This window comes from Microcystis viridis FACHB-1342 (assembly GCF_014698335.1).
GTDB lineage: Bacteria > Cyanobacteriota > Cyanobacteriia > Cyanobacteriales > Microcystaceae > Microcystis > Microcystis ichthyoblabe_A.
In genome coordinates this window covers 21,016-45,459 of sequence record NZ_JACJSV010000038.1, presented here as the reverse complement: position 1 = coordinate 45,459, position 24,444 = coordinate 21,016, and the positions used below count along the sequence as shown (strand labels likewise).

At 44.4% G+C, this 24,444-nt stretch carries 18 protein-coding genes; 7 read left to right on the top strand and 11 right to left on the bottom strand.

Annotation, left to right across the window (positions count from 1 at the left end):
- The 4 genes from H6G40_RS13625 to H6G40_RS13610 all read right to left on the bottom strand — a co-directional run.
- A partial coding sequence (locus tag H6G40_RS13625; RefSeq protein WP_190537819.1) for a helix-turn-helix domain-containing protein occupies positions 1–425 on the bottom strand: 425 nt, incomplete at its 3' end.
- 127 nt (positions 426–552) lie between these two features.
- Positions 553–1,017 (bottom strand): DNA phosphorothioation-associated protein 4, encoded by a 465-nt coding sequence (locus tag H6G40_RS13620; RefSeq protein WP_002738176.1) that lies wholly within the window; start codon positions 1,015–1,017, stop codon positions 553–555.
- A gap of 108 nt (positions 1,018–1,125) precedes the next feature.
- Entirely contained in the window at positions 1,126–2,718 is a 1,593-nt protein-coding gene (locus tag H6G40_RS13615; protein ID WP_069475097.1) for an ArnT family glycosyltransferase, read from the bottom strand.
- Between the two features lie 540 nt (positions 2,719–3,258).
- Complete coding sequence (locus H6G40_RS13610) at positions 3,259–4,377, bottom strand: peptidylprolyl isomerase (protein ID WP_002735469.1); 1,119 nt, start codon at positions 4,375–4,377, stop codon at positions 3,259–3,261.
- 279 nt (positions 4,378–4,656) lie between these two features.
- On the opposite strand from H6G40_RS13610, the gene H6G40_RS13605 reads away from it, so the two are divergent.
- Positions 4,657–5,817 carry a 2,3-diketo-5-methylthiopentyl-1-phosphate enolase gene (locus tag H6G40_RS13605; RefSeq protein WP_069475098.1) on the top strand — a complete coding sequence of 387 codons (1,161 nt, stop codon included), beginning with the start codon at positions 4,657–4,659 and terminating at the stop codon, positions 5,815–5,817.
- Between the two features lie 55 nt (positions 5,818–5,872).
- Here the strand turns inward: H6G40_RS13605 and serS are convergent, their stop codons facing one another.
- Positions 5,873–7,156 (bottom strand): serine--tRNA ligase, encoded by a 1,284-nt coding sequence (serS, locus tag H6G40_RS13600; protein WP_002737740.1) that lies wholly within the window; start codon positions 7,154–7,156, stop codon positions 5,873–5,875.
- A gap of 180 nt (positions 7,157–7,336) precedes the next feature.
- Here serS and H6G40_RS13595 point away from each other — a divergent pair, with 180 nt between their 5' ends.
- Positions 7,337–7,939, top strand: a complete 603-nt coding sequence (locus tag H6G40_RS13595; RefSeq protein ID WP_002738195.1) for a M23 family metallopeptidase — start codon at positions 7,337–7,339, stop codon at positions 7,937–7,939.
- 110 nt (positions 7,940–8,049) lie between these two features.
- On the top strand, positions 8,050–9,012 hold the full coding sequence (locus H6G40_RS13590; RefSeq protein WP_002755579.1) for a glycosyltransferase family 9 protein: 963 nt from the start codon (positions 8,050–8,052) through the stop codon (positions 9,010–9,012).
- 62 nt (positions 9,013–9,074) lie between these two features.
- Here H6G40_RS13590 and H6G40_RS13585 read toward each other — a convergent pair whose 3' ends face one another.
- The 3 genes from H6G40_RS13585 to H6G40_RS13575 all read right to left on the bottom strand — a co-directional run bounded on the left by H6G40_RS13585 (position 9,075) and on the right by H6G40_RS13575 (position 11,570).
- The gene (locus H6G40_RS13585; RefSeq protein ID WP_130757241.1) at positions 9,075–9,584 is read right to left on the bottom strand and encodes a YceD family protein; all 510 of its coding nucleotides are present in this window, start codon (positions 9,582–9,584) and stop codon (positions 9,075–9,077) included.
- Between the two features lie 363 nt (positions 9,585–9,947).
- Positions 9,948–10,718 (bottom strand): peptidoglycan-binding protein, encoded by a 771-nt coding sequence (locus tag H6G40_RS13580; protein ID WP_130757240.1) that lies wholly within the window; start codon positions 10,716–10,718, stop codon positions 9,948–9,950.
- A 63-nt stretch (positions 10,719–10,781) separates the two neighbouring features.
- A complete protein-coding gene (locus tag H6G40_RS13575; RefSeq protein ID WP_052588124.1) occupies positions 10,782–11,570 on the bottom strand; it encodes a peptidoglycan-binding protein in 789 nt (262 codons plus the stop codon).
- 684 nt (positions 11,571–12,254) lie between these two features.
- Here H6G40_RS13575 and H6G40_RS13570 point away from each other — a divergent pair.
- Positions 12,255–13,208 (top strand): tetratricopeptide repeat protein, encoded by a 954-nt coding sequence (locus tag H6G40_RS13570; protein WP_190537817.1) that lies wholly within the window; start codon positions 12,255–12,257, stop codon positions 13,206–13,208.
- A gap of 14 nt (positions 13,209–13,222) precedes the next feature.
- Here the strand turns inward: H6G40_RS13570 and H6G40_RS13565 are convergent, their stop codons facing one another.
- Positions 13,223–16,150 carry a DEAD/DEAH box helicase gene (locus H6G40_RS13565; RefSeq protein ID WP_190537816.1) on the bottom strand — a complete coding sequence of 976 codons (2,928 nt, stop codon included), beginning with the start codon at positions 16,148–16,150 and terminating at the stop codon, positions 13,223–13,225.
- 422 nt (positions 16,151–16,572) lie between these two features.
- Here H6G40_RS13565 and H6G40_RS13560 point away from each other — a divergent pair, with 422 nt between their 5' ends.
- Both H6G40_RS13560 and H6G40_RS13555 read left to right on the top strand, forming a co-directional pair.
- Entirely contained in the window at positions 16,573–17,355 is a 783-nt protein-coding gene (locus H6G40_RS13560; RefSeq protein WP_002736718.1) for a transporter substrate-binding domain-containing protein, read from the top strand.
- A 189-nt stretch (positions 17,356–17,544) separates the two neighbouring features.
- Positions 17,545–18,081: a tetratricopeptide repeat protein gene (locus H6G40_RS13555; RefSeq protein ID WP_069475102.1), complete on the top strand. Its 537-nt coding sequence runs from the start codon at positions 17,545–17,547 to the stop codon at positions 18,079–18,081.
- Positions 18,082–18,136: 55 nt separating this feature from the next.
- Here the strand turns inward: H6G40_RS13555 and H6G40_RS13550 are convergent, their stop codons facing one another.
- Positions 18,137–19,936 (bottom strand): SLC13 family permease, encoded by a 1,800-nt coding sequence (locus H6G40_RS13550; protein WP_069475103.1) that lies wholly within the window; start codon positions 19,934–19,936, stop codon positions 18,137–18,139.
- A 4-nt stretch (positions 19,937–19,940) separates the two neighbouring features.
- On the bottom strand, positions 19,941–22,721 hold the full coding sequence (locus H6G40_RS13545; RefSeq protein WP_190537814.1) for a cation-translocating P-type ATPase: 2,781 nt from the start codon (positions 22,719–22,721) through the stop codon (positions 19,941–19,943).
- A 274-nt stretch (positions 22,722–22,995) separates the two neighbouring features.
- On the opposite strand from H6G40_RS13545, the gene pds reads away from it, so the two are divergent.
- Positions 22,996–24,426, top strand: coding sequence for a 15-cis-phytoene desaturase (gene pds / locus H6G40_RS13540; RefSeq protein ID WP_002736658.1), 1,431 nt, complete (start codon positions 22,996–22,998; stop codon positions 24,424–24,426).
- The last annotated feature ends 18 nt before the right edge of the window (positions 24,427–24,444 follow it).

Sequence of the window (24,444 nt, the reverse complement as noted above, 5' to 3'; positions counted from 1 at the left end):
TTGCCGGCAGCTTGCCGCCAACTCACTCCTCTAGATAAGTATTTTGACTCACGCCCCTTCCTCTTTTGAGACGTTGTGACACTTAGGGTGCGGAATGTGGGATAGATGGTTTCATGACTGAGCGATTCTTGACCAGCTTTTTTCAGACGACCTGCTATTTGTTCGGGACTATGATAATCTTTCAATCCTTCTTTGACCAACTCTAAGGCTGACTCGCTGACATTTTTAAAGGGTTGTTTGGCATTTTTGGTGCGCGTCTCGCTTTCAGCTTCTGCTGTGTCAGGTAGATAGCAGCCTAGGGAACTTTGATTCCTTCTTAATTCTCGTGATATCGTGCTTTGATGACATCCGAGCCAGACGGCCATTTGCCGTTGAGATAAATTCCCCTCCTGACTAAGTTGGTAGAGCAAGTTTCTTTGTTCTATGTTAAGATGTTGAGGGCTTCGTTTTTGGGTCTGATTTGTTTTTGTTAATGATCAGACAGTACCTGATGAGCCTTTCTTTGACAACTCTTGAGGTTGATGCGTTTCATTTTTGAATTGGCGATTTCTACTACAAAAATCTGCCTAAATCGAATTCCGTTGTGGCAGTAATTTCTCGAAAACGTTCTTGACTGATAATTAACAATAATCTTTCAGTATAATCCACCGCACCGCGCAATTCTCGTTCTAATCTTGCTAAACCGGCGTTGGCATATTCCTCGAAAATTGTCACTCGCAAAGCTTCCGAATCTACCCCGTGGGGAGAAAGAATTTTTGTGTCTTGCAATTCATTGACTGCCAATAATTTGATTAGGGTATCGTAGCCACGAGAAATAAAAATTTCTAGGTTAATAGGTGAGGGTTCCTTCGCTACATTTTCTATGGCCACCCTCTCTTGATATCTTACCCCTAAAGCCGCCGCAAAAGCGATGACATCAGCATAGGTCTGAAAAGGACCAATTCCCTGATTAAAATTAACTAAGGACTGGACAAATTCCCCTTTATCTCTAGCAATACGCACTCGATGAATGGACATATTTACCAAGTAAAAAGTAAAAAAGTTTACAAAATTCAGGAGATAGAAATTATCAGTATTTATGAACTATTTTATCTATCCCCTATCCGCCAATAACTGATAACTGCTTTAAGGATAAGTTTTAATTAGTCCTTTAGCTTGGTAAACATGAAATTGTTCGATGGCGACACCACCGCGCTTGATCGGAATGACAGCTACTTTAGTTATATCTTGGAAATAGGGACGGTAGCGATCGATTATTTCTGGTCTTTCTAGAGAACTATTTGTAGTAATTAATAAACCATTTTTACCGATCCATTCTTGAGGATTAAACCAAATTTGATAACCCCTTTGATCGTTGTTAAAACAGGTGACGGGAATAGGAACTAGGGGATAAAGAGCCATATCTAGCCATGCTGTCACATAAAAATTATGGGTAAAAACGAAGCTAGAATCTTTTAAGAGCGCTAATAATTCGGGCGAATTAGCAAAGCCTTGGCGCAGTTGATCGATATCGACAATTTCCCGAGAAGGGTCCTGTTCTGGGGCAATAATTCCCCCAAAAATTGCGTATTGACTAGGTTTTTGGAAAGTGCCAAAAGTAACGTGAAGCATTGCTATAGATAAAACAGTAACGATAAAAATTCCCGATCCCCATAACCATCTTTTTACCCAGATTCGAGAAGATTGCTGCCAAGTATTGGCCTTTTCTCCTAATAAAATTGTGCAGGACCAGAACCCGGGTAAAATCCAACTAGGGGCGAGATAATGGGAAGCACCCACATAAAGCATTCCCAGGATTAAAGGCAGAGAAACCGAGAGAATTAACCATTTTTTGAGTGATTCTTCATCTCGCTGAAAAAATCTTTTTTTCGAGAGAAAGTTAGGAATTTGTTCAGCAAAGCTTTTAAATGTCACCCACCACATCGGCAGACCAAAAGGAGGAAACATCGTGGCGATACTAATGCCAATAACCGAGAGAATACCGAGAATATTAAAGGTTTTGGGTTCTCCAGAAAAACGGTCTTCTAAATGAAAGCGAAAGGAAATCCAATCATGGTTAATATTCCAGTAGATAATCGGCAATAAAGTTATCAAAAAAAGAATAAATCCTAATCCCAACCAAGGGGATCTAAATACAGGCCAATAGCGGGGAGTGGTCAGACAAAATAAAACTAAACCAAAGCCCAAAATAAAGCCGTGATATTTACTTAAAACCGCCAATCCTACGGCAAGTCCAATATAAGCGAGACGATAGCTAGGATGATAGTTTTTTTCCCGAATTGGCCAGAATTCTTGGGCAGCTAAATAGACTGTTAATGACCAAAAAAAGATTAAAGGACTATCTGGCTGCGAAAGAATCCCGAAGACAATCCCATAGATGGGGATGAGACTGGCGATCGCTAAAGTCATTCTGGCGACCGGCAGACTGAACAATTTTAAAGCTGTCAGATATAGCAAGCAGAGGCTGCCAGTATAGAAAAGGAGAGTCCCGAAGCGAATGGTAAATTGATTGACTAATCCCGTGATCCAAGTCCCAAAACCCGTGGAAATCGCTACTATTGGCGGATGATCGAAATAACTCCAATCCAGATTATGGCTGTAAACGTAATAATAGGCCTCATCGTACCCCGGATAAAGCCCCAGGGCGATGATGATTCTAAACAGGAGTCCACCGATGAGCAGATAAACGGCAATGCGATCGCTAAGTATTTTGGTCAAAATTCTTACCTCATTTCATCGCTAAAACTGATGTTAGAGACGGGAGATTTTTGGGGTTGCCAGATTCGAGATTTGTGCATCTATGGCAAGGTTAGATTTAAATGTGATCTTTAGTTACTATATCACCAACTCTGTCATCTCTTAGCCCTTAGCTATCGGCAAACTCTTCCTAGGCGTTGCTGATTGGGGATATGAACGAGGATTAAGGGAAAGGGGAACTTAGATAAAACTGATGTTAATTAAATAACTTTTGCCCCTATCAAAGCAATAATAATCAGGGCGATAGATTGCGGAATTAATAATCTTAAGTAGGTAGGTGTTAAAAGTTGTCAGGTACCCCCCTTATCAAGGGTTGATTCATAGTAGGTTGATTTATGAATCAACCTACAAAGCACGACGTTTTGAAAAACTTTCAGATATTTATTCCGATGAGAGAATGAAACGATCCTAGGGGTATCGGGGGAAGCGCCCAGAATCTGAGCTGCTTCCCCTATGTTGACTAATTTTTTGCCTTGACAAAACCTAGTTAAAAACGCCAACCTAGCTAGGTTGGACGAGATTATTTAAGCCATAAACCACTTTAGCGGTGATAATCTTGTCCTTATCGGTAAGTTCTTCTAACACCTCTTTTCCCTCGACTAAATAGCCAAAAACTGAATAACGACCATCCATGAGATTAAACCCCGGAGGAGTTAATTCATTATCGAATTTAAAGAAAAAGAATTGCGAGGAACCTCCGTTAGGATTGGTATCCGGACGCGCTAGGGCCAATGCACCAAAAGCGTTAAAAGGCAAGGCGAGACTGGGTAAGTAAATCCCTAATTCTTCGAGAGTATTGCCATAAACTGGCTCTTCTTCCCCTTTAATCAAAATTTCTAAGGGAATAGAGCGATATTGCTTAGTTTTCGGGTCAATAAATCCCTCTTCTGCACCGACGGGATCCCCGGTTTGGACAACGAAATTATCTTCGCTGCGAATGAAGGGTAAACCGTCATAAAAACCCCGTTGGACTAAATCCAGAAAGTTACCCCCATTAATCGGAGCGCTGTAACCATCCACAACGATAGTTAAATCTCCCTTGGTGGTCTGCATCTCTACGGTGGCACGTCCTCGCAATTGCGGCAAGTTAGCGTATTCCGGGGGAACGTTAAAGGGAAAACCCACTACCATTAATTCTTCTAAAGCGGTGATATTATTGAGCAATTCTCGTCTGGTTGACCAAACTGCCTCTTTATCCTTTGCTTCTACGGCCGTATCGAGGGCTGCCACTCCCGTTTTCAGTTTTTCGATTAATTCCTCCCCTTGGCTTTTACTTGCTTCGGGAACACTATCTAAGATAGCCTTGCTTTTGGTAGAAAGGGCATAATTGGCATCCTTGACATCTTTTTTAATCGGACTCCAACGTTTGGCCCGCAGATGTTTGGCAATATCTTCGATCGATTGTTGCACTTGACGAATTGGTTTATTATCTATGGGTAAGGCATTGCGTAAAATAGCAGTGGGATCCGTTACCGCGTCACCCTGAGCAAGCACAGCTAAAGCAGGAGTAGTCCCCTTAACCGTGAACAGACTTAAGATTAAAAGTAGTGCCAAGGCAATACTAGCACCGCTTTTTAAGAAAAATTTGCCCCATTCCCGTAATCTTGTCTTTATTTTCATATTTTGGTCGGTTCCTCAATGGCCATACCTATCCAAAATACTTGTAGGCTTTTAGGGGAACCCTTGTCAATAGCTGAGAAAACCGATCGAAGCCATTATCAGTTATCAGTTATCAGTTATCGGTTATCAGTTATCAGATGTGAGTTTTCATTTCACTGATTACTGTTCACTGTTTACTGGACGGCTACGCCGTGCCTTTGGCAACACTGAAAAAAAGCTCCCCTCTTCCCCAATTCATAATTTATAATTTATAATTCCCACTCCCTTTTTTTACCTTTTATGACTATAATTGTCGATTATCGCTTTCCCCCCGCTATTAATGCCGAAAAACAGGCAAAAACGATCGCTATCGGTCAAACCGCCGGCACTTGGAGCGAGCGCCACAGTCATCGTCAAAAGCAGCTGCAACAACACCTAGCGGAAGTGGTGGAGATCAGGGAGGAAGCAGACGGTTATAAGGTGGCTAGGGTGCGTTTTCCCCAGATAAACGTTGAAAATGACATCGCCAGTCTTTTAACCATGATTTTCGGCAAATATTCCATGGCTGGAGCAGGAAAAGTGGTGGGGGTGTATCTCCCCGAAAGCTACGGCACAAAAGCCAAGTTAGGAATCACAGGAATTAGGCAACGTTTGGGGGTTTATGATCGACCTCTAGTTATGGCAATTTTTAAACCCGCTTTAGGACTATCGGCCCAAGATCACGCCGATATCCTGCGAGAAGTGGCTTTTGCTGGCTTAGACGTGATTAAAGATGATGAAATCATGGCGGATCTTCCCGTAGCTCCCACCCACGAGCGCCTAGATTGTTGTCGCCGAGTTTTGGAGGAAGTGCGGCAGCAAACCGGTAGAAATGTTCTCTATGCGGTTAATGTCACCGGAAAAGCGGACGAATTGCAGAGAAAAGCCCGTTTATTGGTGAAACATGGGGCCAATGCCCTGTTATTAAACGTTCTTACCTACGGTTTTTCCGTTTTAGAAGCTTTAGCCAGTGATCCGGCGATCGATGTTCCCATTTTCGCCCATCCTGCCTTTGCTGGAGCGATGTGTGCCGGTAGCGATACGGGATTAGCCTATTCTGTGGTTTTGGGGACGATGATGGCCCACGCAGGAGCCGATGCGGTGCTATATCCCGCCGCTTACGGTAGTTTACCCTTCGATCCCCAGGAGGAGGGCAAAATTCGCGATATTTTGCGCGATAGAAACGTTTTTCCGGTTCCCTCGGCCGGTATTCGTCCCGGTATTGTTCCCCAGGTCCTTGGGGATTACGGACGTAATGTTATCCTCAATGCGGGAACCGGAATTATGGATCACCCATCGGGACCAGCCAGTGGTGTGAGGGCTTTTTTTGAAGCTTTAGCCAGAATAGAAGCGGTTGAGTCTTTTGATCCCACCAATTTGCCCGAAGGAGCCTTAAAACAGGCAATTCTAGAGTGGGGTTAAGAGCAACTTTTTCAAATGCACTATACAAGTATTTTGTCAAGCATTTTTAGAAAATTTAACAAATAACTTGCCGTTTTAGATAGGGTTGCAGCACTTCCGGCACTTTTACTGTCCCGTCCGCCTGTTGATAATTTTCTAGGACAGCGGCCATAGTACGACCGATCGCCAATCCCGAACCGTTGAGGGTGTGGACAAAATTAGTGCCTTTTTGCCCTTTTTCTTTAAAGCGAATATTTGCCCGTCGTGCCTGGAAGTCTCTAAAATTAGAACAACTGGAAATTTCCCGATAGGTATTAGCCGAAGGTAGCCACACTTCTAAGTCATAACATTTGGCTGCCGAAAAACCCAAGTCACCGCTACACAATTCAATCACCCGATAGGGCAACTGTAAAGCTTGCAGGATTGCCTCTGCATTAGCGACTAAACTTTCATGTTCCTGAGCAGAAGCGTCAGGATGGACGATTTTGACCATTTCCACCTTATTAAATTGATGCAAACGGATCAAGCCCCTCGTATCCTTGCCATAGCTGCCCGCTTCTCGACGAAAACAAGGGGTATAGGCACAGTGTTTTATCGGTAATTGCTCCGATGAGAGGATTTCATCGCGATAAAGGTTAGTTACGGGTACTTCTGCCGTTGGTGCTAACCAAAGCTCATCATCTCGACATTTAAAGCTTTCTTCCGCAAATTTCGGCAGTTGTCCCGTCCCGCGCAGGGAGTCACTATTAATCAGAATTGGCGGTAAAACTTCTGTATAACCGGCGACAATATGGCGATCGAGCATAAAATTAATTAAAGCTCTTTCTAGGGCTGCTCCGAGGGCGATAAGATTAACAAAACGACTCTGGGCGATTTTTACTGCCCGTTCAAAGTCTAAAATGCCCAATTTTTCCCCAATTTCCCAGTGAGGCAAAATATTCGGGTTGGTGGGTTTATATTCTTCTCCCCAGCGTCTGACTTCGACATTTTCCCGTTCATCCTTACCGATGGGAGTGGTTTCACTGGGTAAATTGGGTAAATCTAAGATTTTTTGGTCAATAGCCGCTTTAATTGCTTTTTCCTGCGGTTCTAATTGAGCTAGTTTACTTTTAATCTCGTTTCCTTCTGTTTTCAGCACCAAAATTTCGGGACTGTTGGCATCGCTGCCACTTTTCACTTTTTGTCCTACCAGTTTACCGATTTCGTTACCCCGGGCCTGTAAACTGCTGCGTTCTAACTCTAAAGCCTTCTGTTGTTGATTTAACTGGAGAATAGGGGCAATATCATAACTACCTCCCCGACTATCTAAGCGTTTCTGTACTTCCTCTGGATTTTCTCTAATTTGCTTTAGGTCTAACATGGTACGAGTCAGTAAAAAGTAAAAATTAAGTGGGGGAGTCGGAGAATCGGCAGCCCGAGGGGAAATGTTGTCAATCCCTAACCAATGCTCAATAATAACTCAAAACTTAACTAAAATATCGGTTAAAAGCCGCCGGTAAAATTAGCGGTATATTTAATTGTGGTGTCTGGAGTAAGTCTCATGCTCAAATATCTGCCTGTTAAATTCCTGCGTTTTTTAGCGATTAGCTGTCTTGTCACGTTAATTTCTCTAGGATTTGACCGTTTACACCCCGTTAAAGCTAATCCCACCCTCATAGCTCAAAATGCTTGGGCCGGGGCCTCCTTCCCCGTGGAAAACTTTCAAACCTACACCTCCGGTTTCGGTTATCGTTTCTCTCCCATGGATGGCAGTCAACAATTTCATGCCGGGTTAGATCTGGCCGCACCCTTGGGCAGTTATATTCGCAATTGGTGGACCGGCAGAATCGTCGAATTATCCGATCATACAGGCTGTGGCACCATGATTAAGATGCAATCCGGTCAATGGACGCATATTTATTGTCATCTCATGGGTTCGGTTCAATCCGATAGCCGTGGTACTTTTTTAATTGACAGGTCAGGAGGAATCGTCCTTACTCTCGGCCAGGATATACCAGCAGGGGCCCGCATGGCTAGAGTGGGAATGACAGGACGCACCACCGGACCACACCTGCACTGGGGACTGATGTACGGCAATCAATACGTTGACCCCGCTTTGGTTTTAAATGCTATGTACGGTTCTAATCCTTCGGGTAATAGTTAAGAGAATCTGCGATCGCATTCTGTTGAGAAAAAACATCGCTGCCCAGATTTAGTGAATAACGAGGGACACTGCTAAAATTAAGCTGATCGATTCAGGTATATCCAGATAAAATGCGAATATTAACCCTTGTACCGGGAGGAATTAGCAATCAACTGCTGTTTTTTCCCACTCTAGAAACTCTCCGGCAAACTTACCCCCAAGGTACTATCGATGTTTTGGTCGAACCTAGGGCAAAGGCTGCCTATCGTCTCTGTCCCCAGGTTAGGGAAGTGCTTTTATTTGACTATCGAGATCAGTACGGATTAGCGGATTATTTAAATATTTTGGGAGTAATTCGGGACCGGGAGTACGAAATCGCCATTAGTCTCACCAATCGTCCTGCTATCAATCTTTTACTCTGGTTAAATGGTGTTCCTAACCGTATAGGCTATGAAAATAATGGCAGCTGGTTCTTATCGCAACAAGTACCCCAGCCAACGGAAGGCTATCTAGCGGATAATTATCACGCACTGGTCAAAGGGTTAAAGATTGCCGCACCCTGTCCACCTTTAAAACTAACCTTGAATCGCGATGATATCGATTGGGCCGAAATGGAGCAGCAACGCCTCAATATCAAGGATAGCGGCTATATTCTCCTCTACGCCGGCGGTAGCGATCTGAGCATCAGCCAAGGACTGGAAACGCTTTATCCCCTGAAGAGTTGGCTAGAAATTATCCAAGGCATTCGCCATCAACAACCGGATTTACCAATTGTCGCGATCCAGGGAGAATTGGATGAAGCTTGGGTTTTAGCCCTCAAAGCCATGGATAATAACTTAAAAGTGTCGAGAACGGGCGATATCGGTAAAATGGCGGCTATGATCGCCGGTGCTAATTTATTATTAGCTACCGAAAGTGTCCCTTTACAGTTAGCCGTGGCCGTGGGAACCTATACCCTCTCTCTGCTGGTTCCTTCGTTGTCTAAGAGAGTTTTACCGAGTGGGGGAGAGCTACATCGATATATTGAGGCTAATACGGGAAAAGTCGCCGATATTACCCCCGAAACTGTCCTGAAAAAGATTTGGGGCCAGTAAAAAATCGGGTTTTGATCGCTTTTCTCTGGGATCGAAACCCGAAAAAAAATCAGCATCAAAGCTCAATTTTGCGATTGAGATAACTGACTTTTCAAGGATTCTAGGGAGGCCCAACGACCATCGATGGCAGTCTTTTCCGGAAGGAGAAAATCGGGGGGTTGACAATTAGCTCCGCAGAGTTGACGGGGGGGTAAAGTGAGACATAACTGCTCGTATAACCACATTTGCGGGTCAAAATCCCCGTTAGGATCGAGGGTTTCCGAGAGGTCTTCGTAGGCTATTTCTCGCTCTAGAGGATAGGAGCTATCGTAGTCTTTATTTTTGTCTAGCCAGATTAATTCGGAAGTGTTTAATTGCAGACGATGATTATATTGTTGTAAACAGCGATCGCAGGTTAAGGTGACGATGGTTTCTGCTTTCACCGATACTTCCAAAAAATTCCCCCCATGTCTAACCAGCAAGGTCCCCCGCACCGGTGTCAAGGTTTCTAGATCGGGGATAAAATTATCGATGATGATCACTCTTTGTCGATCAGGAGATTTGAGGAGGTGGGGGATAAAAATAGTTTCCATAGATAACTCCTGTATCATTTATCGGGTGTCAACTGCGTTAGCGAGTAACGCCATCATAATTGCTCGGTGACAATCTTTCTTTTATTAGTTTATCGCAGCCCAGAGTGTAGGAATTATGAATTATGAATTAACGCGATGTGCAACTAAAAACCACAGAATCAGGGTTACAGAGGATACTTTATCTCTGCTGATTTCTGAAAGCCTTGTAAATCAAGACTAAAAATATAGTTGCACAAGGGGTTACATAATAATTATGACATAAATAGATAAGGAGAGCGCTAACAAATCTTGGTGCGTTCCCAGGAATTTATTGGCGTAGTAATTAGGAGTTGTCTTGGGGAACGCACCCTACAGCTTTGTTAGTCAACTCCAACCACGTAACTGGAACCATCCGGCTCGACTGAGAGTATCCTTGCCATAATCCCGGTTAGCAGTGAAGAAATCAACATCTCCGCGGTCGCGCAAAGCTCTTAGCGCATTTCCGGGTCCAGAATTGTATGCAGCTAAAGCGGCACGGATAAGCTCTTTGCCTTGCAAATTAGTCCTGCGTTGCATAAAAGCTCGGTTGTCAGCAAGGACTTGACAGCCAAAGAGAATGTTCTCTCTGGGCTCTTTCCACTTACCAGTAGAGATAAACTGAGGAAAAGCACGGTCATCAATTTGCATCAGTCCCCGACCGTGACCAAAATCTCCCGTACCAGAGGGACCGGGTGGATTTAAGAGTAATCCCCAGTGAGATTCTCGTGAACCAATGCCCGCAATCACAGCAATCGGAAAGCCCTGTTGGTTAGCTCCTTCTTCAATAAAAGCTCTGAACTGTTGAGCGGCTTCTAATTGTCTGAGCATGGAAGCATCATTGCGAGCAATCGTCGTGGTAAATACAAGTTCAAGATTGGGAGGTTGCTCGTCTGATAATGCTGCCCAAGTCAGCGGACCGACAATTCCATCATCATCCAAACCACGAGAGCGTTGAAATTGTTTGACAGCCATTTCGGTTGCCTGTCCAAAGAAGCCATCAATAACGACAGCAATTCCTTTGGCATTGAGCAGTTCTTGCAGTTCCATCACTTCGTCTCGAAGTTGAGGAGAAGTGTGGTCAAATCCGTCAAATAAACGTAAGGTTGGACCGATCATTGTGCAAATTCTCCTTGCATTTTGTTTTCGATAGTTTCCATGGTTATTGATGTCAGTTTGCCTTTAGGAAGATGAGAGTCCCAAAGCCGCAAGCGTGGCAGGTCCAACGATGCCATCAACAGGTTGCAATTGTTTCTGTTGTTGAAACGCTTTAACTGCCTCTTCTGTCTTTGGACCAAAGAAACCATCAACTGTTGACTGGAAACCATTGCGGACTAATGCTTGCTGAACTTGGCGCACGTCATCTCCTTCCAGAAGTGGGCGCGTGAGTTGCAATAAGCGATCTCCTAGTTCAACGCTACCCCCACCATTAACCCCTGTGTCCAGAGTCGGACCATTAGCAAAGCCATTAGCAGGAGATTTACCGAGACGAGCGGCGGTATTTGGACCCCACTGCCCATCCTCTGCAATCCTGTCATTGGGATTGTTTTGATTCCACAGTTGCTGGAACGCCAGGATAGCAGTTGAGCGGATGTCACGAACCCCAGCACCTTTAAAGTCAAAATGAACCGGATCTGATGGACCTAGCCACTTCCAGCCCTGAGCTTCTAGGAAAGGTCGCCAGCCTGCATGATCTTCAATATCGAGAGCTAATCCACTTTGATGGTTGCTCTTTCCTGGCTCAGCAGCGATAGTAATGCCACATCGATTCGCCTGAGCTTGTTGAAAAAGAAGTAGTTGTTGGGCAATAGTCCGATAAGCGGAGTTGACAATCAGAGTCTGGCCTCGATTGGCAACTGCCCGATCTAGGGCGCGTTTAGCCGCTGGTTGTAAGAATGGCCAAACTGCTTGTCCAAGCCTGATCTTGGGGGAAGAAAAATCAACTAAAGCACCTGAGACAAGTCGATTCATTTGAGCAATGAGTTGCCGATCTAGTCCCCTAACCACTGTCGTGGAACAGCTTGTAGTCCCAGCTTGCGTTACTGTCACCATAAATTTCTTCCTGAGCGAGGGATTCTTAGTTCAACAAGTCCACTTAAGCTAAGGGACTTGCGCTTTGATAATGCACCATTTAGGGCTGGTCTGATTCTTCTACAGAGCGATTGTCTGGCTGGGATATCATTCCTACGCCAGTCCCTAAATACCTGGCGATGTTTAGCTTAAATGGTGGTTCTTTTATCCTATCTATCCCACTTCCATCGCTCTAACACCCCTTAATAAGACTTAATATGGCACTGTGGGGTTTAATCACCTCAATTTGAGGATAATTACCGCACAGAGAGGTCTAGCATTGTTTCCCTAACAACAATCACAATCGCCCCAACTCCCGTAAGTTTTTCAAATCTAACGCGATGTGCAACTAAAAACGACAGAATCAGGGTTACAGAGGATACTTTATCTCTGCTGATTTCTGAAAGCCTTGTAAATCAAGACTAAAAATATAGTTGCACACGGGGTGAATTATGAAGTGGGGACAATAAATAAAAATAATCTCCTGTCTCCTGTCTCCTGTCTCCTGTCTCCTGTCTCCTGACTCCTGTATTTGACAGGCTGTCTGTTGATCGAGCGAGAAAGTTTCCTCAGAATTGGGAGTATATGCACAAAGATACTCCTATGTCAACGGTTTTGAAAAATTTTCTTCCTCGCCTCGGTGGATTGGTTATGGTTGCACTGCTCTGCTCGCTTGTGCTGGGGGGATGGCCTCGGCAGGGAAAAGCGGCTCAATCAGTACATTTATCCTACTGGTTGCGATCAGGAATTGAACAACTAGAGGCAGGTAATTATCAGCAAGCTTTGCAGGATTTCAATCAGTCCCTCGAACAGGAAAATAACTTGGCCCTAGCCTACAGTAATCGCTGTTTAACTCAGATTTATTTGCAGGATTATCTCGACGCTTGGCAGGACTGCACCCGCTCTTTACAACAGCAATCCGATAATTATCTAGCCTATTTCCATCGGGGTTTAGCTTTTTATCGTTTGGGAGATTATCCACAGGCGCTGACCGATTATAACCAGACTATCCGGTTAAAACCCACCTATTATCAAGCCTACTATAATCGGGGTTTAGTTCAGTCGGCTAGGAAAAATTATCCCCTTGCCCTAGCCGATTTTAATCAATCCTTGCGTCAAATTACTAACCAGCAACCCGACACTTTAGCCACTATTTATAATGATCGAGGTTTATCTCATTTAGCCCTCCACAATTTTACCTCAGCCAAAGCGGATTTTAATCAAGCTCTCCGGTTAAATAAAAATAACGCCTCAGCCTACTATAATCTAGCTTGTACCGCTCACCAATTAGGTGAATACGAACGCTCGATCGCCGATTTAAATCGAGCGATTGCCATTGATCCTTTTTATGCCGATGCCTATATTAGAAGGGGATTACTGCGGCATCAATTGGGTTATTATCAATCGGCTTTAGCGGATTTAAATCAAGGAGCAAATCACCTCTATCACCAGGGATTGCACCAAAATTATCAGCAAATCCTCGCCCTAATTGAGCAGATTCACCAACAGTTACTTTCCCTACCATCTCCCATTGTTTAAAAGAGCGGTCAATATTATAAAGGAAAGCGCTTCATGGCTGTGACGGCGAGACGGGCATTATCTTTAAGGACTGGGGAAACCCGGGGAATTTGGGGAATTTGCCAGAGAACATCGACGGTGCGCCGTAATAATCGCACTAGATCTCCCTCATCGAGACTGGTATTTTCGCACAATTCTGGCCAGGATGTCCCTTGGGCCCAACGGGAGGCAATTCCCATCAGTTGGGTTTCTAACCAGACAGGAATAGTGATATCGTAGCGAGATTGAGCTTGATAGAGTAAACGGCGAACTTCTCGCAAACCGGGGGAATTTCCCTCTCCTTGTCGCAAAATATCGATAACTTCTGGCACAGGCGGGTAATTGCACCAAGTATCGGGGCGAGGGGGTTCCGTAATCATAGCGCTGATGGCGGCGGCTAGTTGGCTAGGCGTCAATCTGTCCAAATCTCCGGACATCATCGCTAATCCTAACCAGAGTTCATTTTCCCCGCGAATAGTGGCCGCCGCTTCTCCGAGGGGAGTGGGCAAATAACCCTCTAAAGCTTGGAATTCTCGCAAAATCTCGATTAGATTCAGAAATTCTTCCCAGTAGTAGGATTTACGCGATTGTTGTTTTTGGTATTTAATCTGGGTCTTGTGTAACTTATCGCGAGCAATCTCTCGATCGTAGTATAGTTTCATCAATCGCCCTGGATTTTTGCGTTTTTGCAGGGGATGAGCGGCAATTTGACTATTGACAATTTCAATTTTTTGTGATTGTGTTGCCAGTTCCGCCACTGGTGGGATGCCCTGCACTTGTTGGGGGATTAAATCGGCGATCGCCTGAGTATTTTCCTCACCCTTGCGCCAACCCCCTAGGGAAACAGCTTCTAGGGAAGGGGGTATCAGTTCGCCTAATGCCGCAGGAGTGATAAAACCTCGATCTATCTCGCTAATATCGGCATAGGCGGCTAAATACCAGCGATTATCACTGCCTAAACAAACAAGAGTTCGCACTTGACCGGCTCCGTGCAGGGTATTGACAAAGATAGCGGGGACGGGGACGGGGACCTTAATATGTTTGCCCTTGAGATGGAGGATAGTTCCGACGGGAATATTCGGCAATTTTAGATGTATTTCCTGTCTTTTCTGTGCCTCTGCCTGACTAGCGAGGATTTTATACAGTCTTTCTTCTTCCCGCAGTCTTTCCCGTAGCTTTTCGTAACTAAAGACCTGCTCCCGCTCGATCCCAGCTAATTCCATATCCAACTTAGCTAATTCTGTGGTTAAGGCGGTAATCTGTTGTCGTTCGGGGCTTAACTTCAAACGAGCGAGATATTCGGCGAAACTGCGCTCTAAGAGGTCTTTGGTCTCCTCTAGACTGTGTTTTTGCAGGAGATTTAAGACCATGCCGTAACTGGGCGCAAAACAGCTTTGCAGGGGTTCTGGTTGAGCGATGGCCAGAAAAGCCGCTTCTTTTGCTCCTTCAAAGGGCGTTTGTACTGTCACCACATGGCCCACCGCGTCCATTCCCCGGCGACCGGCCCGGCCAGCAATCTGGACAAATTCCGAGGGAGTCAGCATACTGTGGCCATCATCGGTGCGTTTGGAGAGGGCCGAGATAACGGTGGTACGAGCGGGCATATTAATCCCGGCCGAGAGGGTAGCGGTGGCAAAAACCACCTTAATTAAACCAGCTTCAAAGAGTTGTTCGACTAATTCTTTCCAGAGGGGTAAAATCCCGGCATGGTGAACACCACAGCCCCGGGTGAGGGGTTCCACTTGGTCAGCGCGCACCAATTGGGAAGCACTAGCCAGGAATTCAAACAGTTGGTTTTTCGTCTCGGGGTCGGCGGTTAAGAGGCTGAGGAGTTGATCTTCAGACTGGGGGTTATTAGCGAAAAAAGCCAGTAATTTCTGGTGTAAAGGCGGATTTTCGACGGCAAAGAAGGAAAGGGCGAGTTCTTGCAGATTGGGATTATCTTCCAGGAAGAAAATGAGTAAACGGTAGTAAATGGCTCTAGCTTCTTCTGGATTAACGAGATTGAGGTTTTTTAGCTCTCTAATCGCCTGATCGCAACCTTTGCGGCTGAAAATGACGTAAATGGCTGGGAGCATATCCTTGTCCCGCAGCGTGGTGACAATCGAGGCGATGGTGGGACAATCTTCTCGTTTTAAGCGTCGGGGTTTGCCGTGGCCGACTTTTGAGTGTAGTTTCGGGTTAACTTTGCTCTGTTTTGGGTCGAGCAGCGGGAATAATCCCTCTTTATTGGCGAAATAAAAGCGCAGGGGGACGGGGCGAAAATCGGAGTTAATTAGCTCGCAGCTGGAGGTCTGTTTATTGTCGCTGGGTTGACGCAGTTGCCGCACCCAGTTAATCCAGTCGGTGAGTTCCCCCGGGTTGCCGATGGTGGCGGAGAGGGCGACTAATTGGATACTAGGGGGACAGTAGATAATTGATTCTTCCCAAACGGTGCCGCGACCTCGATCGCTGATATAGTGACATTCATCGAGAACTAGGGTTTCCACGTTTTCTAGGGAAGTGCCTACCTCACCGATTGGGGTTTGATAGAGCATATTGCGAAAAATTTCTGTAGTCATGACTACAATTAACGCGGAGGGATTAATCACCACATCGCCGGTAATCAATCCCACTTCCGCAAAGAGCAGCGGGGAATCCTCATCGCCATCGGTGGGGGTACGACCGAATTTTTCTTGAAAATCCCGGAATTTTTGGTTAGAAAGAGCTTTCAGGGGAGTGGTGTAGAAAACCCGTTTGCCCCTTTCTAGGGCGCGATAGATGGCGTATTCTCCGATTAAGGTTTTGCCGGAACCGGTGGGAGCACAGACAACCACTGATTTACCGGCAGCGAGAGCAGCGATCGCCGATTGCTGGAAGTCGTCGAGTTTAAAGGGAAAAATGGTTTTGAGATCCAAAGAAGTAGGGTTGAGGGACTCTTTCACGTCAAGTCTAAGAGGAGAAATTTTTTAAATTGCGGCTATTCTGGCTGGCTTTTTTTATTCTAGTCGAAAAAAGCAGACTTCTAGAAACTAGAGGCGGATTGACCTTTACAATGGTTATAATGAATGACTTTTTTTCTATCACCACTAGCTCGCCATGGCATTAAAGCACCTGCCCAGATTGGGTAACAAATCATTGCCCCTGTTGGTTATATCAATTATTTTAGGCTATTTGGGCAATTATTTTTACCTGCATTTATTTTTGAGACTAGATTTTCTTTTTGGCAGTAGTTTTGCTTTGATCTCGGTTTCGCAACATTTAGCCCTAAAGATAATAATCTAGAGGCGGTGATCGAGCGGGCTGATCATGCCATGTTCGCCGCTAAAAATCAAAGTAGAAATCGAGTTAGTTTAGGTAAAACAGTATGAAAAATTTGTTATTTATTCTTGGTTTTTTGCTCTTAGGTGTAGCCCCAAGTTTTAGTGCCGATCTCGATACAATTATACGCCGGGGAAAATTAATTGTCGCTGTCAAAAATAATCTCCCTCCCCTCGCTTTCCTTGATTCTCAGGGGAATCTGCAAGGATTGGAAATCGACATCGCTAAACGTCTAGCGTCAGAAATTCTCGGTTCTGACAGTGCTATTATTCTCAAACCCGTTAGTAATCAAGAACGTTTACAGGTGGTTATTGATGATCGGGTGGATTTGGCGATCGCTCGGGTGGCGATTACTCCTGCACGTCAGCGCTTAGTGGATTTTAGCCCCTTTTATTACCTCGATAGCAGCGGTTTTGTGACGAAAAACCCGCAATTGCAGCGTTTAGAAGACTTAGCTAACTCTAGAATCGCCGTACTCAACGGATCGACGACAATCGCCCTTGTGCGTTCCAATTTGCCTAACGCTATCCTGCGCGGGGTTGCTTCCTATCAAGAAGCTTTAAATTTACTGGAAACCGGGGAAATAGACGCTTTTGCGGCTGATAATAGCCTTTTAACTGGTTGGGTGCAGCAATTCCCCAATTATCGTCAATTACCGATCGAGTTGGGTGCGATCGCTCTAGGAGTCGTTCTCCCTAAAGGTTTACAGTACCAAAGTCTCCGAGAACGCGTCAACCAAGCGATCGAGCGGCTAGAATCCACCGGTTGGTTAGCAGAACGGCTGAACTATTGGGGTTTACCCCTGAGAATTCGGGAAATGGGGAGATAGGGTGATGGGGTGTGGGGTGTGGGGTGTGGGGAGATGGGAGTTTTTTGCTGTGAGCAATGAACAGTAATCAGTGAACTGAAAACTCAAATCTGATCACTGATAACTGATCACTGATCACTGATAACTGACTAAATCCTGCTATAATCTGATTGAATAAGTATAAAAATATTAATTGCTCGATCGCTAATTATGGAAGATACCCTGCCGCTTATTTACGTTTCTGGATTGCTAATTTTCGTGATTGGTTTAGGAATTTTTGTCATCGTGCAAATCTTTAAAACCCGTCGAGTGGAAGGAACCTTTAACAAGCTACAAAAGAAATTGCAAAAAGAAAAAGGTACAGCTAAAGAATACTATGAATTAGGGAGTCTTTATCTGGATAAAAAACTCTATGTTCAAGCTTTGAGTTTACTACAAAAGGCTTTAAAAATCTCTGAGGAAGAAAGCATCGAACCAGAAAATCAAGCCCTAATCTATAATGCGATCGGTTTTTCCTATTTTGCCCAAGAACAATTGGAATTAGCGATTCGTAACTACAAAGAGGCAATTAAACTTTATCCTGAATACTCGATCGCTCTCAATAATCTTGGCAATGTTTACGAAAAGAAACAAATGGCCAAAAAAGCTCTCGAAACCTACGAAGAAACTCTCAAATTTGATCCTAATAATACCGTGGCGAAAAAGCGCACCGAATCCCTGCGTAAACGCTTCGCTGAATCGAAATAGTTTTGACTACTGATCAAATTCTTTTTAGAGATCGAAGAATCTTCGATCTCTTTGTTTATTTCAAGCCATAAAACAAGACAATTAAACTAGGGGTTAAAATCGTCAAAATTAAATTTAGGGGCGCACCCAAACGGGTAAAATCGAGGAATTTATAGCCCCCGGGGGCATAAACCATGGTATTAGTTTGATAGCCAATCGGTGTTAGATAACTATTAGAAGCAGCAAAGGTGACAGCATACATAAAAGCCAAAGGATTTAAACCCAAAGTTTTCGCCACTTCCACGGCGACGGGAATCATTAACACGACGGCAGCATTATTGGAAAGGATTTCAGTTAAAAATGAGGTAATTAGATAGAAGAAAACTAAGATCCAAAACCCCGAAAGATGTCCGCCGATAGCTACTAAATTATCTGCTAACCATTTAGTCGTTCCTGAGTTATCCATGGCAGTACCCAGGGGAATTAAACCCGCTAATAAAAAGATAATATCCCAACGAATGGAACCATAGACTTCCCCTGGTTTTAGACAGCCAGTAATTACCATTAAAACCACTCCAACTAAACTGGTGACGAGAATCGGTTGAATATCAAAAGCGGCAATAATAATCACCAACAAAGTAATCATTAAAGCAATAATGCCTTTATCCTTTCGCAGGGATTCGATATCTTTTTCTTCTAAGACTAATAATTCTCTTGTGGTTTGTAACCCCACAAAACTCTGTTTAGGTCCCTGAACTAAGAGCAAATCGCCAAACTTTAAAGGAATTTTTCCTAATCTTCCTTGTAGTAATTCCGAACCACGCCGAATCGCTAGAACTGTTGCATTATAACGCTGACGGAATTTCAAATCTTTTAAAGTTGTCCCAATTAAACGGGAATTAGAGAGAATCAAAACCTCAGCTAATTTTTCCTCACCTGTAGTAATTGCCGATTCAATATCTTCTTGTTGAAATTTGATATCAGCAAAGATTTCTAAACCCCGTTCATCCTTAATTTTTAATAGTTCTTCCCGACTACTGTGAACGATTAAAATATCGCCAGCATTGAGCACTTTATCGGCTAAAGGTTGGGGTAAATGTACCTTATTTCTGATTAATTCCAACACATCAAAATCAAACTTTCTTTGTAGTCCACTTTGAGATAAAGTTTGACCGATAAGATTAGAACGAGGGCTAATAATTACCTCACTCAGATATACTTTAGAACCGTAATCATCGTCTAAAAATTCCCCCGTGGAAGATTTGCGATCAGGTAATAATTTCGGGGCAAAAATTGTTAAATAAATCAACCCTGCTAAAAAAGTTACTACTCCCAAAGCAGTGAATTGAAATAAGCTAAATTCCCCATAACCCAGCTTGGCAGAAATACCACTAGCGAGAATGTTAGTAGAAGTCCCCACCACGGTAATCATCCCCGCTAAAACCGTGGCGTAGGAAAGGGGAATTAATAACTTAGAAGGGGAAATTTTTTGTTTTTTACACCAATCTTCGACGATGGGTAAAAAGATCGCCACCACTGCCGTGTTATTAATAAAAGCACTAATCGGCCCCACCAATGCCCCTAGTACAAATACCTGTTGGTGGGGATTTTTACCCCCCCAAACCAACAAGCGATCGCGAACTACTTGAATCACTCCCGTGCGGGTAATTCCGGCACTAAGCACAAACATCGCCATCACTGTCACCGTGGCAGAATTACTAAATCCGGCGATACCTTCTTCGGGAGTAACTAAACCCAACAGAATCAGGACAATCGCCACACATAAAGCGGTTAAATCTACCGGTAGCCATTCCGCCACGAAAGCGACTAAAGCAACGACTAAAACCGTTAAAGTCAGAATAATTGGTGTTGGCATTGATTTATTTTTTCGTCATGAACCAGCGAATAAATAACTTCTCTAACTCAATCCAAACAAACATTAAGGCACTAAATCCAAAACAGATTAATAATTCCGTGCCACTAATCCATTGAGTGCCGAAGAAGCTTTGTAGAGGAGGAGCATAAATTAACAACAATTGTAGGATCGTTGTCAAGCCCACGGCGGCAATAATGTAAGGATTAGAGAAGGGATTCATTTGTAGAGCTAACTGGGTATGGGAACGCACCGCTAAAGCATGACCCATTTGTGCTAAACAGAGGGTAGTAAATACCATGGTTTTCCAGCGTCCAGGATCTCCGATTTCGGGGGTTGCCTGAGTATATTGGTAAGCCCAGTACATCATAATAATGGTGAGAATGGCAAAGACGATGCCGATGCGAATCATATACCAACCCAACCCGCGAGCGAAAATGCTTTCCCGGGGGCTAAAAGGTGGACGTTTCATCACATTGGGTTCGGCGGGTTCCATTGCCAGAGCCAGAGCCGGTAAACCGTCGGTGACAAGGTTCATCCAGAGGATTTGCAAGGGAGAAAGGGGTACACCGCCTAAACCGAGCAGAGGAGCCGCTGCAATGGTTAAAACCTCGCCAATATTACTGCCGAGAATGTATTTAATAAAGCGCCGAATGTTACTGTAAACCACGCGCCCTTCTTCAGTGGCAGCGACGATGGTGGCAAAATTATCATCCAGCAAAATCATATCACTGGCTTCTTTGCTGACATCGGTTCCCGTAATCCCCATGGCGATGCCGATATCCGCTTGTTTTAGTGCCGGAGCATCATTGACTCCATCCCCCGTCATGGCGACGAATTTGCCCCGTTTTTGCAAGGCTTGGACGATTCTCAGCTTATGTTCGGGAGAAACGCGAGCATAGACGCTCACACCATCTACCTCTCCCTCTAGGTCATTCTGAGACATTTTTTCTAATTCTTTCCCCGTGATTACTCGCTCCCCGGCAGCTGCAATGCCTAATTCACTAGCGATCGCCTTGGCCGTTAATTGGTGATCTCCGGTAATCATAATCGGACGAATTCCCGCTTGACGACAGAGGGCAACCGCTTCTTTAACTTCTTTGCGGGGTGCATCGAGCATTCCCACCAATCCCAACCAAACCAAGGATTGTTCCTCACTATCTTCTCTTTCCGCTTCCGGCACTTCTGTCATCGGTTTATAGGAAAAACCTAAGACTCGTAGGCCATTACTCGCCATTTCGTCATTTTGTGCCAAAATACGGCTTCTTTGTTCATCTGTTAAGGGTTGACTTTCCGCCCCAACTTGGATTAGAGAACAACGTTCGAGAATTAATTCCGGCGAGCCTTTGGTAAACATTAAATAGGCAGAATCCCCCAAACCTAACTGAGCATTCTCACAGATTACTGACATTCTCTTTCTTTCGGAAGAAAAGGGAAATTCGCCTAAACGAGGGCTTTTGGGTGCTAATGCTTCCCGATATAGTCCGCCTTTCCCCGCTAACGTCAGTAAAGCTCCTTCGGTGGGGTCGCCTAAAATTGACCATTCTTGAGCTTTATTTTGCAAAAGTGCATCATTACACAGCACACAAGCCGTTAAAATTGCCTGTAGTTCGGGATCACTTTCACTAACACCACTAAACTCACCGATGGGCGCGTAACCTTCCCCTGTGACAGTAATGACATGGTGGGAAGTATTAACTTTCTGCACCACCATTTTATTTTGAGTTAAAGTTCCGGTTTTATCGGAGCAAATCGTCGTTACCGAGCCTAAGGTTTCCACTGCCGGCAATTTACGGATTAAAGCTTGTCTTCTCACCATTCTTTGGGTTCCAATTGCCAAAGTCACCGTCACCACTGCTGGTAAACCTTCGGGGACAACGGCCACAGCCATACTGAGGGAAGTTTCGAGGAATGTTTCAAAAAACTGCCAACCAAAGCGAATTACACCGCCAAGGACGATTATAGCTACTAAAGCTAGGGAACCACTCACTAAAACGTTACCTAACTGCGACATTCGCTGCTGTAGGGGAGTTGGTTCACTTTCTACTCCTTGCAACAAAGCGGCGATTTTACCGATTTCCGTATCCATTCCCGTCCTGGTAATCGCCACTTTCCCGCGCCCTTGTACTACTTCCGTACCCTGATAGACGAGGTTAATGCGATCGCCCAAAGAGGCATCTTCCGGTAAAACCTTCTGTGCTTGTTTATTCACCGATTCCGCTTCCCCCGTGAGGGCAGCTTCCCGGATTTGCAGGTTTTGTGCTTCTAATAATCTGCCATCGGCGGCAATTTGTACCCCCGCTTCCAGTAACATGATATCCCCGGGTACAAGTTCCTTGGCCGTCACTTCAAAGGTGCTACCATTACGAATAACCCGGACTTTCGGCGAGGATAACTGCTTAAGGGCGGCTAAAGCCTTTTCTGCCCGACTTTCCTGTAAATATCCTAAAATACCGTTTAAAATAACAATCGTAAAAATAGCGATCGCATCTTTGGGAAATTCCGCTTTTTTCAGATCCAAAACCGCCGAAACCACCGCCACGGCGATCAGCATCACTAACATAATGTTAGTAAACTGTTCCCAGAGAATCATTAACGGGCTACGTCCCCCCGTTTCTTTTAGTTCATTTAACCCGAAAATATCTTTTCTTTTAACAATTTCCGCCTCGTTTAAGCCAGTTTCCCCATTGGTTCTCAGGATTTCGAGGGTTTGTTCGCCAGTTAAATTGTGCCAAGCACGATTATTCTCTATCTCCGAGACTTGGGGGGATGTAGTGGGAAAAGTCATAGCGATCGATTGAAGAGGGTGTACGCGTAAACTAAAAAGGTAAGCGAATTAAGCTAATTACATATCACAATATCAGTTATCAGTTATCAGTGACCAGTTATCAGTTATCAGTGACCACTAAGCAGTCAGCAGTTATCAAGGAAGTGGGGTGTGGGGAGAACAAAGTCGCCTCCTGCCCCCTGCCTTCTCGATAATCTGAAAAAAAATGTAACGAAATGTGAAGTATAATGGCGAATGTGATAAAGACAAGACATTAGAGAGTAGATAGGAAACGATGCGAGTTGCGATCGCTGGTGCGGGACTAGCCGGATTATCTTGTGCGAAATACCTTGTCGATGCGGGACATACGCCCATCGTACTGGAACGTCGCGATGTATTAGGGGGAAAAATTGCCGCTTGGAAAGATGCCGATGGTGACTGGTACGAAACCGGTTTACATATCTTCTTTGGCGCTTATCCAAATATGCTGCAATTATTCCAAGAATTAGGCATAGAAGATCGTTTACAGTGGAAAGAACACTCGATGATCTTCAATCAGCCGGAAAAACCAGGGACCTATTCGCGGTTTGACTTCCCTGATATTCCCGCCCCAATTAACGGTATTGTTGCCATTCTTCGCAATAATGATATGTTAACTTGGGAGGAAAAAATTAAATTTGGACTCGGTTTACTCCCTGCCATTGTTAAAGGACAAAGTTACGTTGAGGAGATGGATAAATATTCTTGGTCAGAATGGCTAGAGAAACAAAACATCCCTCCTAGGGTAGAAAAAGAAGTGTTTATCGCTATGTCGAAAGCCCTAAACTTTATCGATCCTAACGAAATTTCCGCCACGATTCTACTAACGGCATTAAACCGATTTTTACAGGAGAAAAACGGCTCAAAAATGGCCTTTCTCGATGGTTCACCCACAGAAAGACTCTGCCAACCTTTAGTCGATTACATCACCGCTAGAGGTGGCGAAGTGTGCTTAAATGCCCCTTTAAAAGAGATTCTCTTAAATGAAGATGGCACAGTTAAAGCCTTCTTAATGCGCGGTTTAGATGGCGGGGAAGATTATCTTTTTGAAGCCGATCTTTATGTGTCTGCGATGCCTGTAGATCCCTTAAAAGTTTTACTGCCTAAACCTTGGCAAGAAGATAAATTCTTTCAAAAATTAGAAGGATTAGAAGGGGTTCCCGTCATTAATTTACACCTCTGGTTTGATCGCAAACTAACCGACATCGATCATTTATTATTCTCCCGTTCACCTTTACTCAGTGTTTATGCTGACATGAGCAACACCTGTAAAGAATACGCCAACCCCGATCGCTCGATGTTAGAATTAGTTCTCGCTCCCGCTCAGGATTGGATTAGCAAATCCGATGAAGAAATTATCGCCGCCACGATGAAAGAATTAGAAAAACTCTTTCCTCAACATTTTACTGGCGATAATCCCAGTCAATTGTTAAAATATCATCTGGTGAAAACTCCCCGATCGGTTTATAAAGCCACCCCTGGCCGACAAGCTTATCGACCTTCTCAGAAAACTCCGATCGAGAATTTTTATCTCGCCGGTGACTATACCATGCAAAAATATTTAGGAAGCATGGAAGGAGCGGTTTTATCGGGGAAATTAGCGGCAGCAGTGATCAGCAAAGATCACCCCGCAGCACCGCTAAACCCGAATAAAACCCAATCCACACCAGTGTCCAGCGCTCGTTAATTCTCTGGCTAGGGACTA

Coding starts and splice junctions, on each gene's coding strand:
- H6G40_RS13620 (WP_002738176.1), bottom strand. CDS start 1,017: ATGTCCATTCATCGAGTGCGTATTGCTAGAGATAAAGGGGAATTTGTC.
- H6G40_RS13610 (WP_002735469.1), bottom strand. CDS start 4,377: ATGAAAATAAAGACAAGATTACGGGAATGGGGCAAATTTTTCTTAAAA.
- H6G40_RS13605 (WP_069475098.1), top strand. CDS start 4,657: ATGACTATAATTGTCGATTATCGCTTTCCCCCCGCTATTAATGCCGAA.
- serS (WP_002737740.1), bottom strand. CDS start 7,156: ATGTTAGACCTAAAGCAAATTAGAGAAAATCCAGAGGAAGTACAGAAA.
- H6G40_RS13595 (WP_002738195.1), top strand. CDS start 7,337: ATGCTCAAATATCTGCCTGTTAAATTCCTGCGTTTTTTAGCGATTAGC.
- H6G40_RS13590 (WP_002755579.1), top strand. CDS start 8,050: ATGCGAATATTAACCCTTGTACCGGGAGGAATTAGCAATCAACTGCTG.
- H6G40_RS13585 (WP_130757241.1), bottom strand. CDS start 9,584: ATGGAAACTATTTTTATCCCCCACCTCCTCAAATCTCCTGATCGACAA.
- H6G40_RS13580 (WP_130757240.1), bottom strand. CDS start 10,718: ATGATCGGTCCAACCTTACGTTTATTTGACGGATTTGACCACACTTCT.
- H6G40_RS13575 (WP_052588124.1), bottom strand. CDS start 11,570: ATGAATCGACTTGTCTCAGGTGCTTTAGTTGATTTTTCTTCCCCCAAG.
- H6G40_RS13570 (WP_190537817.1), top strand. CDS start 12,255: ATGCACAAAGATACTCCTATGTCAACGGTTTTGAAAAATTTTCTTCCT.
- H6G40_RS13560 (WP_002736718.1), top strand. CDS start 16,573: ATGAAAAATTTGTTATTTATTCTTGGTTTTTTGCTCTTAGGTGTAGCC.
- H6G40_RS13555 (WP_069475102.1), top strand. CDS start 17,545: ATGGAAGATACCCTGCCGCTTATTTACGTTTCTGGATTGCTAATTTTC.
- H6G40_RS13550 (WP_069475103.1), bottom strand. CDS start 19,936: ATGCCAACACCAATTATTCTGACTTTAACGGTTTTAGTCGTTGCTTTA.
- H6G40_RS13545 (WP_190537814.1), bottom strand. CDS start 22,721: ATGACTTTTCCCACTACATCCCCCCAAGTCTCGGAGATAGAGAATAAT.
- pds (WP_002736658.1), top strand. CDS start 22,996: ATGCGAGTTGCGATCGCTGGTGCGGGACTAGCCGGATTATCTTGTGCG.